The organism is Shewanella sp. T24-MNA-CIBAN-0130 (genome assembly GCF_040310185.1).
GTDB classification, from domain to species: Bacteria; Pseudomonadota; Gammaproteobacteria; order Enterobacterales; family Shewanellaceae; genus Shewanella; species Shewanella psychromarinicola.
This window is the reverse complement of the sequence record NZ_JBEOPP010000561.1, coordinates 1-236: the sequence shown is the minus strand read 5'-3', so window position 1 is coordinate 236 and position 236 is coordinate 1. Positions and strand designations below refer to the sequence as shown.

The following is a 236-nucleotide window of genomic DNA, read 5'->3' as shown; positions in this document are numbered from 1 at the left end:
AGCATAGCCGCCGTTTGTATGCCGATGCACAAACTCAGCAAGGTGCACAACGAATTAGCGCTTTCGCACAGGCTGCCAGCGCATTAAAGACCTATTTACAATTGGCCAAATTACCTCAAGCCAGCACGTTACTCACTAAAGATATTCTTAATGACGAGTACTTGTTTGCTGACGCCAATTTTGAAGCCAAACAATATCAGCAAGCGCTTGCCAGTTATTACGCCATTGCCTATGAC

At 45.3% G+C, this 236-nt stretch carries 1 protein-coding gene; it reads left to right on the top strand.

Going from position 1 to position 236, the window contains the following annotated elements; all coding sequences use genetic code 11:
• Positions 1-236 (top strand): hypothetical protein (locus tag AAEZ02_RS23495; RefSeq protein WP_351125655.1); only part of this gene is annotated, 236 nt, incomplete at both ends.